Source organism: Mycobacterium sp. E136 (assembly GCF_001666865.1).
Classification (GTDB): Bacteria; Actinomycetota; Actinomycetes; order Mycobacteriales; family Mycobacteriaceae; genus Mycobacterium.
Map to the genome: position 1 here is coordinate 1 of NZ_LZJE01000349.1, position 14,908 is coordinate 14,908.

Below are 14,908 nucleotides of genomic sequence, written 5' to 3' on the forward strand. Positions count from 1 at the left end.
CGGCACGACGGCCGCCGCGGGTGTCAACGGCTCGCGGGCGCGGCTGCCGTACAAGCTCGATCCGGCGAGCACACCGGTCATGGGCAGCTGGCGTCCCGGCACGCAGCAGCCCGCGCAGCTGCGCTCGGCCTGGTACCGCCTGCCGTCGCGCGACGACGTCGGTCCGCTGCTGGTCGTTTCCGCGGCAGGGCGTTTCGACGCCGGTGTGCTCGCCGGATCGAGCTTGTACGGCAGCCGCGCCCGCGAGCCGTTGACACCCGCGGCGGCCGTCGTGCCGCCCTCGGTCCCGCCGTTGCCGGCCTGATCTTCTTCGCTGTCGGTGTCGGCGAAGTTGGTCGAGGTGCCCTGACCGCTCATCGTCTCGTCGGCCGAGACATCGGCGGGAATTCCGTTGGGGGCGAACCCTTCTGCGGTTCCGGCGGCGAGCGCCTCACCTACCGGCGTGTCGACCGGTCTCAGCATGCCGACGTTGGGGTCCTCCTCGACGAGCACGTCCTGGGCCATCCCGCACGTCTTGCCGGTCAGGGCTTCGAGGTTGGACCGCCCGACGCTCCACGCCGGGTACTGGTCGACCATGGCCAGCGTCAGCGAGAGCACCTCGAAAACCACCAGCACCCAGGTCGCAACGGCTAACGGGGCCTGCAGGATTCGCTGCCATCGTCGTTTCGGGCCCGGCGGTGACGAATCGCGGCCGGAGAAGTGGAACCATGCCGCGGCGATCAACGCCAGCACCGACAACCCCAGCAGGAACGTCGAGAAACCGAACTTCCACTCCGGCATCGCGTTCGACCATGGCACGCCGAAGTTCGACACGTACCACCAGCCGTTCACGGTGGCGAACGACAACGCCATCGCGAACAGCACCGCGGCGCCGAACACCGAGCGGTTGCGCCGTGACCGCATCGCCGTGGCGGTGACGGCGACCGCCGCCAGCGCACCCAGCGACCCGGCCAGCCCGGCGAACACACCGAAGTGGTGCGTCCACTTGGTCGGCGTGAACATCATGGCCAGGAACGAGATCACCGTGATGCCGATGATGCGACGACTGGGACCCAGCGCCGTGCCGGGAATCCTGAACTTGCGCAACGACATCGCGACCGCGACGGCCAACGCGATCAACAGCATCAGCACCGCGAACCGGCGCGCGACCGAACCGTCCGGGCTCAATGTGAACAACCGCTCGTAGCGGATGTGCTCGTCGAACCAGCTCAGGCTCGGCCCGACCGCGGACTTGAAGGTGCTGGCCTGCAGTTCGGCGGCCAGCGTCTGGTCCCGGAATATCAGGATGATCGTCACGGTCGCCGCGGCCAGGATCGGCGCCAGCAGCGCGAGGTATCCGAAACGGGAAACATGCGCGGCAACAATGGTTTTCAGCGGTCCGACCGCCACCAATAGGGCGCCAATCGCCGCGATACCGGTCGGGCCGGAGAACAGCGTGAGCGCGCCGATGATGATCGCGATCGCGACGGGTAGCAGCCTGCTGGTGGCCACGCCCCGCTCGACCGAGCACCACGTGAGAAGGATGCCCAGCGCGATGATCGGTTCGGGGCGCAGCCCGTTGTTCAGCGGCAGCCAGAACGCCAGGAACAGGCCCGCCGCCGTCCACGCCGCCGCCGGCGTCGACTTCACCGCATGGCCGAGTCGCGGGATCACCTCGCGGCTGATCACCCACCAGCACGCCAGTCCCATCACCAGCGTCGGCAGGCGCATCCACACGCTGTGCGTGCTCACGTGCGCCCACAACGCCAGCAGGTCGTAATACCAGCCGAACGGCGATTCAGGGGTGCCGAACCAGCGGTAGTAGTTCGCCATGTAGCCGGCGTGCTCGGACACCCGCGCCATCGTCAAGATGTAGCCGTCGTCGGCGGTGTTCGCGCCGACGAAGTGCCACCACACCAGCACCGCGGTGACCACGCCGTCCAGCGGCCGCAGCGTCCACCACCGCGGGGGCAGGAACCGTCTGACGCCGCGGCCGTCGGCGACGTCGAGAAGGTGCAGCGCGACCAGCGCGATGAGGGTCAACGCCACCCCGACGATCATCGCCAACGTCTTGAGCAGCGTCGGCGAGGTGCTGTACCGGGTGTCGAGGGTCGCGGAGAACTCCAGGCCCGGCGGCGCCGGACCGCTGAGGTCGGTGAAGACGCCGACGATCTGCGGCCGGAAGTCGTAGCCGCCGCGTTCGCCGCGCAGCGGTTCGCCGGGATCCTCGCTCGGAATCCGCCCCGGTCCCTGCACGAGGCCGACGAACTCGCCTGTCACCTTGTCGGCGTGGGCGGTGAAGGTCAGCCGCTGACACTGCGGGCTGAGCACCTGGTCCAGCGGCGCGCTGACCACCGGGGTGTTGCGGACGATCACCAGCAGGTCGTTGTTGACCCGCTCGATGAGCAGGCCGCGGTCGATGGCCTTGGGCGCCTGTTTGGGCACGGTCGACAGCAGCACCGTGCGACCGCCGGCCAGCCCGGCCGCCGCGCGGCACGGCACGCTGATCTCGAGGTCGGTCGCGACGTAGCCGATGAGCGGCGCGTCGACACTGCGCAGCACGCCGTTCTGCGGCCAATTCAGCTGCGCGGTGGTCTGCGTGACCGGCATCAACGGCGTCGCGATCGCCAGCAGCGCGCCGAGCAACCCGGCAACGATGGCTACCAGCCGCACCGTCCGATGGTTCGCCCCGACCCCGGCTTCACCGACCACGGCGTTCGATCCTAATTGGGCTTCCGGATCGCCAGCACGAACGGGCCGATGCTGGAGACCTCGAAGCGGGGGTCGTCGAACAACGCCTCGTCCAGCGCGACGTGGTAGCGCCGGACGTTGGGTTGGTTCGGATACACGTCGGAGGCCAGCCGCAACGTGTAGGTGTCGTCGGCGCCACGGCGCATCAGGAACACCGTCGGCGGCTCCCACGGCAGGGAGTCGAGCGCCTCGATGAAGTCGTCGGCCTCGGTCAGCGTGGCCCAGCCCTCGATGGCCTCGGCGCGCTTGTCGAACTGTGCGAGCGGGTTGGCGTAGTGCGAGGTCAGTCCCTGAAAACCGTAATACGGGTAGTAGGACAGGAAGCTGTAGTCGGCGGTCAGGACGACGGTCTCGTCGCGCGGACGGCCGGTCACCTCGGTGATCTTGGTGTCGATCTCCCGGTAGTAGCGCTCGGCACCCGGCGGTCGCCGATCGGCCCGCTGTCCGTAGCCGTCGGTGTCGGTGTAGGCGACGACGATGTCGGAGCGCAGCACGTCGGGGATGTCCTGGCTGTACGTGACGGCGCCGATCATGCCCAGTGCGGCGGCCGCCGCGATGACGCGTCGCGTGTTCTCGGGCCGCACGCGCGCCGCGACAGCGCGGGCGACCTCGATGAAGCCGAAGGCACCCGCGGCCGTCAGCAGCACGGTCAGCGTGGGATTCAGCCGGAATGACAGCAGGGTGGTGCCCGCCAGTGTGGTCAGCATCGACAGCAGCGACCACGCGTAGACCGCGAGCACGGCGATCGCGAGCGCCCCCGCACGCGTCGACGAGCGCGCCCGCCAGACCAGCCACAGCGTGCCGAGCATGCACAGCGCCCCGAGGAGCGTGAAGTGCAGCATCGGGAACTCCAGCTGCGCGCCGTCCGTCGGGAGGTAGTGCTGGGCGGTTCCGGAGTCGGCGGGCTCGCCCGAGATCGCGGCGATCAGGTACGGGGCCCAGCCGACGAGCGCGATGGCGCCCGAGATCACCGCGATGACAGTCAGCCGCAGCAGCGGTTCGATGCGCCTGCGCGCGGCCGCGAGCAGCACACCCATGATCGCGAGGGTGAAGGCGGCGTAGGCGAACAGCAGCGTGTACGACAGTGCGGCTCCGCCGAGGAACAGCCCGGTGCCGACAACGGCGGCCCACCCGCTGTTACGGGTCCCTCCGCGCAACCCCGACCACGCCAGCACGAAAACCGGCGGCAGCAGGACCGCGATGATCGCGGCGTAGGGCTCGGCAGGGGAGTACGCGAGTGTGGCGGCGGTGGTCGCGGTGGTCACCACGAGCGCGTACTCGAAGCGAATCATGGCCGCCCACAACACGAACGCCACCGCGATCGCGGCGGTGATCGAGATGATCGCCCACGGTTTGAACGTCTCCCACGCCGGCGTTCCGGTCAGCGCGGCCAGGCGCCCGCCGATCCAGAACCAGCCGGGCGGGTAGAACGGCGGCAGGCCCATGTAGGTCATGTCGCGCAGCGCGGCGCTGTCGGCGAGCCGGGTGAGGTACTCGGTGCGGAACTGCTGGTCGACCGAGATGCCGTACAGGTACAGCTTGGTGGCCCCGAGCGGCATCGCCAGCGTCACCACCGCGAACGCGGACAAGAACACCGTGCCCGCGGCCTTGCCGAGCAGGCGGCGGCCCCGTCGCCATACCCATCCGCTCGCGAACAGCCCCGCCAGGCAGGCCACCTGGCCCACCGTGGTCAGGGCGTGCAGCTGATTGGAGGAGTTGTAGGCGGGCCACTCCACCCGCGCGATCGCGGCCAGCGACACCACGGCGACGACGACCGCCACCGCGGCGGCCGCCACCATCTGGCCGGCGACCTTGATGGGCAGGGCCGGCGAGCCGTCACGCATCAGATGGGTAGCTTGCGGAAGATCGGCCGCGGGATGTGGCGCAACACCATCATCACGTACCGGAACGCTCCCGGCGCCCATACCAGTTCCTTGCCCTTGGCCGCCGCCGTGACTGCGAGTTCGGCGACGTCTTCTTTGTCGACGGTAAACGGCGCTTCCTTGGCGCCGGTGGACTTCCAGTGTTCGATGGTGGTGGTGGTGCGCACCTGTCCGGGGCGGATCACCAGCACCCGAACACCGAACTCGCGCAACGCCTCTCCCAAGCCGAGGTAGAAGCCGTCGAGTCCGGCCTTGGTGGAGCCGTACACGAAGTTGGACCGCCGCACCCGCTCGCCGGCCGCCGAGCTCATCGCGATGATCTGCCCGAAGCCCTGGGCCCGCATCTTCTCGCCGGTCAGGACACCGACCGAAACCGCTGCGGTGTAGTTGATCTGCGCGATCTGCACGGCCTTGGCCTGGTCATGCCACAGTTCCTCGGCGTTGCCGAGAAGGCCGAAGGCCACGATCGCAACGTCGACATCGCCACCGCTCCATGCCTTGTCGATGACATCGCGGTGACCCGAGGTGTCGGTGCCGTCGAAGTCAATCCACTCGACGGACTTGGCCCCGGCCTCGGTCATCGCGGCGATGGCCTCGTCCTTGCGCGGATGGCCCGGCAGATCAGCGAGGATGATGCGGGCGTGCGCGTTGCGCAGATAGCGCGCGCAGATCGCCAGGCCGATCTCCGATGTCCCGCCGAGCAGCAGGATGGTCTGTGGGTTACCTACGGCGTCAAGAACCATTTTTGTGAACCATCTACAGCAGCTCCAAGCGTCGGGCCATATCGGATGCGAAGACGCCGTTCGGGTCGGCCTTGCGGCGCACGGCGATCCACTCGTCGATCCTGGGATACATCTTGTGGAACCTCTCCGCGCTGACCCGGGAGTCCTTCGCGGTGTACACGCGCCCACCGAACTCCATGACCCGCTCGTCGAGTTCGTTGAGGAATTCGTTGACCCCGGGCCTGTTCGGGAAGTCCATCGCCACGTTCCAGCCCGCCATCGGAAAGCTCAGCGGCGCCCGGTTCCCGGGGCCGAACAGCTTGAACACGTTGAGCGCCGAATAGTGTCCCCGCGTCTGGATCCAACGGATGATCGCCTTGAACTCCTCGAGCGCGTCGGGCGGCACCAGGAACTGATGTTGCGCGAAACCCGCTGGGCCGTAGGCATTGTTCCACCCGCTGACGAGATCCAGCATGTGGTAGAACTGCGACAGATTCATGATCTTGCCGGTGTACGTCCCGCCGAGCCGGTAGTACACCTCGCCGATCGCCATGAACGAGAGCTTGTTCATCGCGCTGACCGGGAAGATGTTCGGCACCGAGAGCAGCTGTGGCGCATCGAATTTGAGCGGATTCTTGGCCAACTTCGGCGGCAGCTGATCGAGCGTCGCGAGGCTGCCGCGGCTGATCGCCGCCCTGCCCAGTTTCGGAGGCGGGCTGATCAGGTCGAACCACGCGCTGGAGTAGGTATAGCGGTCCTCGCTGCCGTCGAGGTGGACGGCGACGGTCTCGTCCAGGTCGTTGGTGGAGACGCCGTCGGCGATGAAGTACGCGGTTTCGGTGCGCGTCATCGCGATTCGGGCCCGCAGCACGATGCCGGTGAGGCCGTTTCCGCCGACCGTCGCCCAGAACAGTTCGGCGTCCGGCCCGTCAGGGGCGAGGGTGTGTACCTCCCCGTCGGCCATCAGCAGGTCCATCGACAGCACGTGGTTTCCGAAGCTGCCCGCGCTGTGGTGGTTCTTGCCGTGGATGTCCGAGGCGATCGCCCCGCCGACGGTGACCTGGCGGGTGCCGGGCAGGACGGGCACCCACAGCCCGAACGGAAGCGCCGCCTTCATCAGCTGATCGAGGCTGACGCCCGCGTCGACGTCGGCCACGGCCGTCTCGGCGCTGATCGAATGGATTTTGTGCAGCGCGGTCATGTCCACGACCAGGCCGCCGCCGTTGCACGCCTGGTCGCCGTAGGAGCGGCCCAGCCCGCGCGCCAGGACGCCCCGGTGCAGGAACGCCGGGCTGGATGCGCTGCGGTCGGCGGCCTCGCGGACCGCCTGCGCGATCAGCTCGATGTCCGGGGTGGTCAGCACCTGCGCGACGGACGGTGCGGTGCGACCGAAGCCGGTCAGGGCACGCGAGGTCGTCGGCAGGTTCTCGGACATCGCAACGAGGGTACCGTGCCCTCGTCGGCGCCCCGGTGCACCGCAATTCAGCTCGGCACGAGCGCCCGGCTACCGCAGGCGGAAGATGACCGCGCGCTGGATGACGAAGTTGATCACGGTCGCGGTGCCCTGGGCGATCACGAACGCGACGACGACCGCGGTCGGCGTGTAGTCGAGAAGGTCCAGGAACAGGTGGTTGAGCCCGACCTGCACGACGAAGGTCGTGATGTAGAGCGCCCACACCGCGGCCAGCCGGGCGTGGCTCGGCGGCGCCTGGAAGGTCCAGCGCCGGTTGAGCATGTACGCCGTCGTGGTGCCGGCGACCCAGCCGAGAGCCTTGGCCAGGTCGGGCTGCACGCCGCCGACCCGGTAGAGCAGCACGTAGAGACCGAAGTCGACAACCGCCGAGAATCCGCCGGTGACGACGAAGCGCCAGATCTGGGTGCCCAGGCTCAAGGCGGGTTGCATCGGGGGCTCGGCCACCCGGGCAGCTTACGGTGAAACGCGCGCCATCCTGATCAGCGGGACAGCCCGCTGGATGTCAGAACGTCGCAGAGCGCCTCGACAGCCGCGGCGAACGCATGCTCGGCGGGCGTGCCGAAGCCGATGATGACACCGTCGAGCTGCGGCACCTCCGGCCCCGCCAGCGGATGACGCATGGCCGAAAGCCCTTGCAGCGCAATGCCTGCCTCGCCGGCATGCTGCACCACCTCGTGCTCGGCGCCCTCGGGCAGGGTCAGCAGCACGTTCAGGCCGGCGTTGAGCCCGCTGATCCCGATGTCGAAACCGCCCAGTGCATCGACGAGGGCGTCGCGGCGTCGCCGGTATCGGATCCGCATACGCCGGATGTGCTTGTCGTAGCAGCCGCTGGTGACGAATTCGGCCATGGTCAACTGCGCGATGCCGTCGACGTAGAACTGGTCCCCGCCGTAGGCCTCGACCACCGCGTCGACAAGGTCGGCGGGCAGCACCATCCAGCCCAGGCGTAGCACCGGCGACAGGCTCTTGCTGGCCGAGCCGAGATAGATCACGTGGTCGGGGCTCAGCGCCTGCAACGCGCCGACCGGCTGGCGGTCGTAGCGGAATTCGCCGTCGTAGTCGTCGTCGATCACGTAGCCGCCGGTGCGCTGAGCCCAGTCGACGACCGCGGTGCGCCGCGATGGGTGCAGCGGCACACCGAGCGGGTTGTGATGGGCCGGGGTGAGAAGCACCGCGGGGGTGTCGAGGCCGTCGAGCTCGCCGACAACCGCCCCGTGCTCGTCGACGCCGATCGGGACCGTCGGCACGCCCAGCGCGGCGACCGCATCGCGGAATATGAAGAGCCCGTAGGCCTCTACCGCGATCGGGCGGTCGCCGTGAAGCACTCGGGTGAGCACCTCGACGCCGTGCCGGACGCCCGCACAGATGACCACCGCCTCCGGTGAGGTCCGGACCCCGCGCGCACGCGTGAGGTAGTCCGCGATGGCCTGCCGCAATTCGGGGCGTCCGCGCGGATCGCCCATGCGCAGCGCCTCGGTCGGCGCCGTGGTCAGCGCGCGACGTGTCGCGGCCACCCATTGTGCGCGGGGGAACTCCGCGACGTCGGGTGAGCCAGGCCGTAGGTCGTGGCGCGGTGTGGACCGCACACCGCGCGGTTGTGCCGGGGCCGCGGCACCCGCGTTGTTGACCACCCACGTACCTGCACCCTGCCGCGACGCGAGCCACCCCTCGGCCACGAGTTCGGCGTAGGCCTCGGCCACCGTGTTGCGGGCTACTCCGAGGTCGGCGGCCAGGCTGCGCGAGGGCGGCAGCAGCGTGCCGGGGCTCAGCCGCCCCGAGCGCACCGCGTCACGCAGTGCGCCGAGCAGCAGCTCCCGCGCGCCGCGGGCACCCGGGGTGATCCGCTCGCGCAAGTTCAGATGGAGGTCGCGAGTGGGCATATTGGCCCACGAAGTCATGACCGAATTGAACCACGCCGATGGGCCATTGCGCACTAGCGTCGACGGTATGACACAGACATTGGACAGAGAAACCGTCGACAGAATCAAGATCTACAAGACGTCACCGGAGCTGCTCGAGGCGATGCTGACGCTGAGCAGGGTGTCGGCCAAGGACGTCGACGTCGAACTCGGCGAGCTGATCAAGATCCGCGCGTCGCAGATCAACCACTGCGCGTTCTGCCTCGACATGCACCTGCGCGACTCCCGCAAGCACGGCATCGACCAGCAGAAGCTCGACCTCGTCGCGGCCTGGCAGGAGGCCGGTGACCTGTTCTCCGAGCGCGAGCGTGCGGCGCTGGCGCTGACGGAGGCCATCACTGACCTGCACGACGGCCATGTTCCCGACGATATTTATGCCGCGGCCGCCGAGGTCTTCACCGAACGCGAACTCGGGCAGGTCATCGCGATGGCCGTGACGATCAATGCTTGGAACCGGATCAACGTGACGATCCGGCAGGCACCGCGTGCGGCGCTGGGCTGATCGGTCTACACCCAGTACGCGACGCGGGCGCGGTACTGGCGCATCGCGAACGCCGCGAAGATCCAGCCGACCACCGTCAGCACGATCACCACGAGCCAGTGCCGCAGTTCCTGGTCGGCGCCCAGCAGCGGGGCGCGGACGATGTCGAGGTAGTGCAGTAGCGGATTGAGCTCGACGACCTTGGCGTACTGTTCCGCGCCCTGCTGTTGCAGGGTGGACTCGTTCCAGATGATCGGCGTCATGAAGAACAGTAGCTGCACCAGGCTGACCAACAGCGGGCTGATGTCGCGGTAGCGGGTGGCCAGGATCCCGAAGCACAGCGACACCCAGATGCAGTTGAGGACGATCAAGCCCAGCGCGGGGATCACCGCCAGGTCCGTCCATTTCCACGGCTTGGGATAGATCATCGCGATGATCACGAAGATGATCATGTTGTGCGCGAACAGGATCATCTGTCGCCACACCAGCCGATAGACGTGTACCGACAGCGGTGTGGGCAGCTGTTTGATCAGCCCCTCGTTGGCCACGAACACGTCGGCGCCCTCGAGGATCGCCGCGTTGATCAGGTTCCACACGATCAGGCCGAGCGTGACATACGGAAGATGTTCGGACAGCTCGAGTTTGAACAGTTTCGAGTAGAGCAAGCCCATCGCGACCGCGGTCGCGCCGGTGGCGATCGTGATCCAGAACGGCCCCAGCACCGAACGGCGGTAGCGCTGTTTGATGTCCTGCCAGCCGAGGTGCAACCACAGTTCGTGCTTGCCGAAGCCGGCGACGAGGTCGCCCCAGGCCCGGCCCATCGTCCGCGACTGCGCGGCGGCGTCGGTGAACGTCACGATCCGAGCCTCCCGAATTTCTCCTTGCGGCCCTTGCGGCGCAACCGAATCCACTCCATCAGCCCGGCGGGGTCGCGCCGCGACACCAGGAAGAACCAGCCGAAGCGGGCCCACTCCTGCAGCTGCAGCCGTCGCAACCCGGGCTGCGACAACAGGTAACCGCGGTTGCGGTAGGTATAGAACCGCTTGCGCTCGTCGTCGGGGTACTGCGTGTGCATCCGGCCGCCGAGGATCGGTTTGAACTCGTCGCCGCCCTGCGGATGCAGGTAGACCGCGTCCAGGCAGGTGCCGAACGGCAGACCGGAGCGGACCAGCCTGCGGTGCAGTTCGGTCTCGTCGCCGCGGACGAACAGCCGCAGGTCCGGTACGCCGGTCACCTCGAGCGTCGAGGCGGCGAACAGCGCGCCGTTGAACAGCGAGGCGATGCCGGACAACACATCTCCGCCGGAATCGGTGCGCAGTTCGTCGACCCGGCGGCGCCACACGAGGCCGCGACGCAACGGGAAGGCCAGCCGCCCGGGGTCGGTCATGTCGCAGACCATGGGTGAGACCTCGGCAAGACCGTGGCGCGCAGCGCATTTCAGAAGCGTGCCCAACACCTCCGAGTCGGCGGGGCGCCCGTCGTCGTCCGCCAGCCAAATCCAGTCCGCGCCCGAGGCCAGCGCGTGCAGCATGCCCAGCGCGAAACCACCTGCACCACCGAGGTTTCGCTGCGACCCGAGATAGGTGGTGGGAATCGGCTGCGCGGCGACCAGCTCGGCGACGCGGGGATCGTCGTCGTTGTCCACGACGATCAGCTGGTCCGGGACGCGAGTCTGCGCCGACACCGACTCCAGTGATTTGGCCAGTTCGTCGGGACGACGGTGGGTGACCACCACCGCGCACACGGTCTCGGTCATCCGTGGCGCGTCTCTTCGAGGACTTCCCTGACGGTCCGGGCGGCGTCCTCGCCCTCGTAGGCGCGCACGACGTCCTCGATGCCGCCGGTCATCTTGATCGTGCCGTGGTCGATCCACATCGCGGTGTTGCAGAGCCGGGCAAGGAACTCGTTGGAGTGGCTGGCGAACACCAGGATCCCGGAGCGCGCGACCAGTTCGGCCAACCGGGTCTGCGCCTTCTTCAGGAACTCGGCGTCTACGGCGCCGATGCCCTCGTCGAGCAGCAGGATCTCGGGATCGATGCTGGTCACCACGCCCATCGCCAGGCGCACCCGCATGCCGGTCGAGTAGGTGCGCAGCGGCATCGACAGGTAGTCACCGAGCTCGGTGAACTCCGCGATCTCGTCGACCTTGGCCAGCATTTGTTTGCGCGTCTGCCCCAGGAAAAGCCCGCGGATGATGATGTTCTCGAATCCGGAGATCTCGGGATCCATTCCGACGCCCAGGTCGAACACCGGCGCCACCCGGCCGCGGACGGTGGCCACCCCGCGAGTGGGCTCGTATATGCCCGACAGCAGTCGCAGCAGGGTCGATTTGCCCGCGCCGTTGTGCCCCACCAGACCCACGCGGTCGCCGAGTTCCAACGACATGGTGATGTCCCGCAGCGCCTCAATGACCACGACGTTGGAGTCGTTGCGTCCGATGGCGCCGCCGGCCTTGCCCAGGAATGCCTTCTTCAGCGAGCGGGACTTCGCATCGAAGATCGGGAACTCCACCCACGCGTTGCGGGTCTCGATGTGCGGGCTCAACGCCTGCCCCTACAGGTACTGCCCGGTCCCCGGATGGGACGCGCCGCCACGCACCGCCACCCCGGGTGGCAGCGCACCCTGGCCCCGCATCTGCTCCAGCTGTTGGCGGGCCGCCATCTGCTGGGCGAACAGCGCCGTCTGGATTCCGTGGAACAGGCCCTCCAGCCAGCCCACCAGCTGTGCCTGCGCGATCCGCAGCTCGGCGTCCGACGGCACGCCCTCTTCGGTGAACGGCAGCGTGAGCCGCTCGAGCTCGTCGCGAAGTTCGGGGGCCAACCCCTCCTCGAGTTCGGTGATGCTCGTGCGGTGGATCTCGCGCAGCCGGGTGCGGCTGGCGTCGTCGAGCGGTGCCGCCCGCACCTCCTCGAGCAGCTGCTTGATCATGGTGCCGATGCGCATCACCTTCGCCGGTTGCTCGACGAGGTCGGTCAGGGACTTGCCGTCCTTCTCCTCGTCATTGTCGGCGTTCGTGCTCTCACCGCTGATGATCTCGATGTTGTCGTCGTCGGTCATACTCCCTGCGTTCCCTCTAATCTCCACGCCATTCGTCGCTGGGGTCCCGCGATCCCGCCCTCGATCGCCGACCACCTAGCGAGATTAGTCCCGTCGCGCGTGGGCCGGTCGCCGCGTCGCGCACGGGCAACGTGGCGCCCGTCACCGCAAATCCGTCGGCGAATCATCCCGGACCATCGAGCAAACGCCAGCACGGACGGCTATCAGTCCGAACAAGTTGTCTCGTTAACCCGCCGGCGCGAGTAGCGGACGCTGTCGGGCTGACCAGCAACGACAACGGGTTTAGCCCTCCGATCGTCAAGGTCACTGGACTAGTATGGCTGCCCAGCAGACCCAGTCCGACATGGCGGGTCGGGCCGAGTATCGGCCAGAATCGTGTCGGTTTGTGAACTCACGGACTCTCGAAGGTGGGCTGGCATGGCATACGACGTCGCCCGGGTGCGCGGTCTGCACCCGTCCCTGGGCGACGGATGGGTGCGGTTCGACGCCCAGAACGGCATGTTGTTGCCCGACACCGTGGGCCGCGCGGTGTCCACCGCGTTCCGCGGTTCGATGCCCACGCCGGTGGGTCCGCACCCGTCCGCGCAACGCAGCGCCGCGGTGCTGGAGGCCGCACGGTTGGCCGTGGCCGATCTGGTCAACGCCGATCCCCGCGGCGTCGTCCTCGGCGCCGACCGGTCGATCCTGCTGACCTCGCTGGCCGATGCCTCGTCGTCGCGTGTCGGTCTCGGTTACGAGGTGGTGGTCACCCGTCTCGACGACGAAGCGAACATCGCACCGTGGCTGCGTGCGGCCAATCGCTATGGCGCCAAAGTGAAATGGGCCGAGGTCGACATCGAGACCGGCGAGCTGCCCAGCTGGCAGTGGGAGAGCCTGCTCACCAGGCCGACCCGGTTGGTCGCAATCACCTCGGCCTCTTCGACTCTGGGCACCGTGACCGACCTGCGCGCGGTGACGAAGCTGGCCCACGATCAGGGCGCGATGGTCGTCGTCGACCACTCAGCGGCCGCCCCCTACCAGTTGATCGACATCGACGAGATCGACGCCGACGTGGTGGCGGTCAATGCGTTGGCGTGGGGCGGTCCACCCATCGGCGCGTTGGTCTTTCGCGATCCGTCGCTCATCGACTCCTTCGTTTCGGTGTCGCTCAACCCGAACGCGACCGGTGCTGCGCGGCTCGAGGTCGGTGCACACCAGTTCGGCCTGCTCGCCGGCGTGGTGGCCAGCATCGAGTACCTGGCCTCGCTCGACGAGAACGCGCACGGCACGCGCCGGGAACGCCTGGGGATCTCGATGCACTCGGCGAACGCCTACATGAGCCGGTTGTTCGACTACCTGCTGATCTCGCTGCGTTCGCTGTCGACCGTCATGGTAATCGGTCAACCCGAATCACGAATTCCCGTACTGAGTTTCGCGGTCAATGACGTGCCTGCCGATCGTGTGGTGCAGCGCCTGGCCGACAACGGGATTCTGGCGATCTCGAACGCGAGTTCGCGGGTGCTCGACGTGATCGGCGTCAACGACGTAGGCGGCGCGGTGACGGTGGGGCTCGCGCACTACACCACCACCGCCGAGGTCGATCAGCTGGTTCGCGCGCTGGCCTCGCTGGGGTGACCGCCGCTAATCGGCAACGCGCAGAAGAACTTTCCCGGACACCTCGCCGGACTGCAGCAGCTCGTGCGCCGCGCCGGCTTCCTGCACCGGGTACTCGGCGCCGATGATCGGCCGAACCTGACCGCTCTCGATCATCGGCCACACGTTGGCCACCACCTCGGAGACGACGTCGCTCTTGCTGCCGCGGCCGCTGACCGGACGCGCGCGAAGCGCCGTCGCGATGACGCCGGCCCGCTTGCCGAGCAGTTTGCCGATGTTGAGCTCGGCCTTAACCCCGCCCTGCATCCCGATGATCACGAGCCGGCCGTCGGACGCGAGTGCGTCGATGTTCCGGTCGAGGTAGGCCGCTCCCATGATGTCGAGGATCACGTCGGCGCCGCCCTCGGCCTTGACCCGCTCGACGAAGTCCTCGTCGCGGTAGTTGATCGTCACCTCGGCGCCGAGCTCGGCGCACAGGTCGAGCTTGTGGGCCGAGCCCGCCGTCACCGCCACGCGGCAGCCGAGCGCGCGCCCCACCTGCACGGCGTGGGTGCCGATGCCGCTGGCGCCGCCGTGCACGAGGACCAGTTGGCCGGACGACAGGCCGGCCGTCATGACCAAGTTGGACCACACCGTGCAGGCCACCTCCGGCAGTCCCGCGGCCTCGTGCAGCGACACCGACTCGGGAATCGTCGTCACCTGTCCCGCCGGGACGGCCACGTACTCGGCGTAGCCCCCGCCCGCCAGCAACGCGCAGACCTGTTGCCCGACAGCCCAATCCGACACTTGACCGCCGACCGCGGCGACCGTTCCGGAGACCTCGAGCCCGAGGATCTCGCTGGCGCCGGGTGGCGGGGGGTATTTGCCCGCGGCCTGCAGCAGATCGGCGCGGTTGATGCCCGCCGAGGCCACCTTGATCAACACCTCGCCGTCGGTGGGCGCGACGTCGGGAACTTCTTGCCAGCTCAATCGGCCTTCCGGCCCGGCCACGATCGCATGCATTCAAATAACGCTACTAGCCTGCGAGAACACTGTGACGAATCGGTCGC

General features: G+C 68.1%; 13 protein-coding genes and 1 pseudogene. 3 read left to right on the forward strand and 11 right to left on the reverse strand.

All coding sequences use genetic code 11. The features are described 5' to 3' along the window. Positions 1-43 precede the first annotated feature (43 nt). Positions 44-304 (forward strand): arabinosyltransferase C-terminal domain-containing protein, encoded by a 261-nt coding sequence (locus tag A5698_RS29625; protein WP_231967503.1) that lies wholly within the window; start codon positions 44-46, stop codon positions 302-304. Here A5698_RS29625 and A5698_RS23155 read toward each other — a convergent pair. From A5698_RS23155 to pdxR, 6 genes and pseudogenes are all read right to left on the reverse strand, one after another. Beyond that, a pseudogene (locus A5698_RS23155) lies at positions 202-2,691 on the reverse strand (arabinosyltransferase domain-containing protein); the annotation flags it as partial. The gene A5698_RS29625 and the pseudogene A5698_RS23155 overlap by 103 nt on opposite strands. An 11-nt stretch (positions 2,692-2,702) precedes the next feature. Then, positions 2,703-4,574 (reverse strand): galactan 5-O-arabinofuranosyltransferase, encoded by a 1,872-nt coding sequence (locus tag A5698_RS23160; protein WP_197506867.1) that lies wholly within the window; start codon positions 4,572-4,574, stop codon positions 2,703-2,705. Beyond that, positions 4,574-5,356 carry a decaprenylphospho-beta-D-erythro-pentofuranosid-2-ulose 2-reductase gene (gene dprE2 / locus A5698_RS23165; RefSeq protein WP_068301652.1) on the reverse strand — a complete coding sequence of 261 codons (783 nt, stop codon included), beginning with the start codon at positions 5,354-5,356 and terminating at the stop codon, positions 4,574-4,576. The genes A5698_RS23160 and dprE2 overlap by 1 nt, the downstream gene beginning before the upstream one ends. A gap of 13 nt (positions 5,357-5,369) precedes the next feature. Beyond that, the gene (gene dprE1 / locus A5698_RS23170; protein WP_068301655.1) at positions 5,370-6,770 is read right to left on the reverse strand and encodes a decaprenylphosphoryl-beta-D-ribose oxidase; all 1,401 of its coding nucleotides are present in this window, start codon (positions 6,768-6,770) and stop codon (positions 5,370-5,372) included. A 69-nt stretch (positions 6,771-6,839) separates the two neighbouring features. Continuing rightward, positions 6,840-7,238: a GtrA family protein gene (locus A5698_RS23175; protein ID WP_067294618.1), complete on the reverse strand. Its 399-nt coding sequence runs from the start codon at positions 7,236-7,238 to the stop codon at positions 6,840-6,842. Between the two features lie 50 nt (positions 7,239-7,288). After that, positions 7,289-8,707 (reverse strand): MocR-like pyridoxine biosynthesis transcription factor PdxR, encoded by a 1,419-nt coding sequence (gene pdxR / locus A5698_RS23180; protein ID WP_068301734.1) that lies wholly within the window; start codon positions 8,705-8,707, stop codon positions 7,289-7,291. Positions 8,708-8,756: 49 nt separating this feature from the next. Here pdxR and A5698_RS23185 point away from each other — a divergent pair, with 49 nt between their 5' ends. Then, complete coding sequence (locus A5698_RS23185; RefSeq protein WP_068301658.1) at positions 8,757-9,230, forward strand: carboxymuconolactone decarboxylase family protein; 474 nt, start codon at positions 8,757-8,759, stop codon at positions 9,228-9,230. 5 nt (positions 9,231-9,235) lie between these two features. On the opposite strand, the gene wzm is transcribed toward A5698_RS23185, so the two are convergent. From wzm to A5698_RS23205, 4 genes are read right to left on the reverse strand one after another with little or no spacing between them, the layout of a single operon-like run. Further along, entirely contained in the window at positions 9,236-10,066 is an 831-nt protein-coding gene (gene wzm / locus A5698_RS23190; RefSeq protein ID WP_067086540.1) for a galactan export ABC transporter permease subunit Wzm/RfbD, read from the reverse strand. Beyond that, positions 10,063-10,965, reverse strand: coding sequence for a galactofuranosyltransferase GlfT1 (gene glfT1, locus A5698_RS23195; protein WP_068301661.1), 903 nt, complete (start codon positions 10,963-10,965; stop codon positions 10,063-10,065). The genes wzm and glfT1 overlap by 4 nt, the downstream gene beginning before the upstream one ends. Next, positions 10,962-11,753: a galactan export ABC transporter ATP-binding subunit Wzt/RfbE gene (wzt, locus tag A5698_RS23200; RefSeq protein WP_068301664.1), complete on the reverse strand. Its 792-nt coding sequence runs from the start codon at positions 11,751-11,753 to the stop codon at positions 10,962-10,964. Before wzt ends, glfT1 begins: the two co-directional genes overlap by 4 nt. 9 nt (positions 11,754-11,762) lie before the next feature. Next, a complete protein-coding gene (locus A5698_RS23205) occupies positions 11,763-12,266 on the reverse strand; it encodes a bacterial proteasome activator family protein (RefSeq protein ID WP_068301667.1) in 504 nt (167 codons plus the stop codon). A 417-nt stretch (positions 12,267-12,683) separates the two neighbouring features. Here A5698_RS23205 and A5698_RS23210 point away from each other — a divergent pair, with 417 nt between their 5' ends. Next, positions 12,684-13,880 carry a cysteine desulfurase-like protein gene (locus A5698_RS23210; protein WP_068301670.1) on the forward strand — a complete coding sequence of 399 codons (1,197 nt, stop codon included), beginning with the start codon at positions 12,684-12,686 and terminating at the stop codon, positions 13,878-13,880. Positions 13,881-13,886: 6 nt separating this feature from the next. Here A5698_RS23210 and A5698_RS23215 read toward each other — a convergent pair whose 3' ends face one another. Beyond that, positions 13,887-14,861, reverse strand: a complete 975-nt coding sequence (locus tag A5698_RS23215; RefSeq protein ID WP_068301674.1) for an NAD(P)H-quinone oxidoreductase — start codon at positions 14,859-14,861, stop codon at positions 13,887-13,889. Positions 14,862-14,908 lie beyond the last annotated feature (47 nt).

Bases quoted from the DNA above. Each gene is read 5' to 3' on its own strand.
- dprE1 (WP_068301655.1), bottom strand. From the start codon at position 6,770: ATGTCCGAGAACCTGCCGACGACCTCGCGTGCCCTGACCGGCTTCGGT.
- A5698_RS23160 (WP_197506867.1), bottom strand. From the start codon at position 4,574: ATGCGTGACGGCTCGCCGGCCCTGCCCATCAAGGTCGCCGGCCAGATG.
- pdxR (WP_068301734.1), bottom strand. From the start codon at position 8,707: ATGACTTCGTGGGCCAATATGCCCACTCGCGACCTCCATCTGAACTTG.
- A5698_RS23175 (WP_067294618.1), bottom strand. From the start codon at position 7,238: ATGCAACCCGCCTTGAGCCTGGGCACCCAGATCTGGCGCTTCGTCGTC.
- A5698_RS23185 (WP_068301658.1), top strand. From the start codon at position 8,757: ATGACACAGACATTGGACAGAGAAACCGTCGACAGAATCAAGATCTAC.
- A5698_RS23210 (WP_068301670.1), top strand. From the start codon at position 12,684: ATGGCATACGACGTCGCCCGGGTGCGCGGTCTGCACCCGTCCCTGGGC.
- A5698_RS23215 (WP_068301674.1), bottom strand. From the start codon at position 14,861: ATGCATGCGATCGTGGCCGGGCCGGAAGGCCGATTGAGCTGGCAAGAA.
- glfT1 (WP_068301661.1), bottom strand. From the start codon at position 10,965: ATGACCGAGACCGTGTGCGCGGTGGTGGTCACCCACCGTCGTCCCGAC.
- A5698_RS23205 (WP_068301667.1), bottom strand. From the start codon at position 12,266: ATGACCGACGACGACAACATCGAGATCATCAGCGGTGAGAGCACGAAC.
- dprE2 (WP_068301652.1), bottom strand. From the start codon at position 5,356: ATGGTTCTTGACGCCGTAGGTAACCCACAGACCATCCTGCTGCTCGGC.